Source organism: Achromobacter sp. SIMBA_011, assembly GCF_046535435.1.
GTDB classification, from domain to species: domain Bacteria; phylum Pseudomonadota; class Gammaproteobacteria; order Burkholderiales; family Burkholderiaceae_B; genus Achromobacter; species Achromobacter dolens.
In genome coordinates this window covers 1-243 of record NZ_JAWRWN010001079.1, presented here as the reverse complement: position 1 = coordinate 243, position 243 = coordinate 1, and the positions used below count along the sequence as shown (strand labels likewise).

At 60.5% G+C, this 243-nt stretch carries 1 protein-coding gene; it reads left to right on the top strand.

Annotation, left to right across the window (positions count from 1 at the left end; translation table 11 throughout):
* Window positions 1-243, top strand: a 243-nt coding sequence (locus SB816_RS34355; RefSeq protein ID WP_410548540.1) for an aminopeptidase, incomplete at both ends; no start/stop codon positions are given.

Below are 243 nucleotides of genomic sequence, written 5' to 3'. Positions count from 1 at the left end.
AGGTGAAGTTCGAGGCCGGCCGCATCGTGGAGGCCAAGGCTTCGAAGGGCGAAGCCGTACTGAACAAGGTGCTGGATACCGATGAGGGTGCCCGGCGCCTGGGTGAAGTGGCGCTTGTGCCGCATTCCTCGCCGATCTCGGCAAGCGGCATCCTCTTCTACAACACGCTCTTCGACGAAATCGCCTCCTGCCATATCGCGCTTGGCCAATGCTATTCGAAGTGCTTCGTTGACGGCGCTTCAC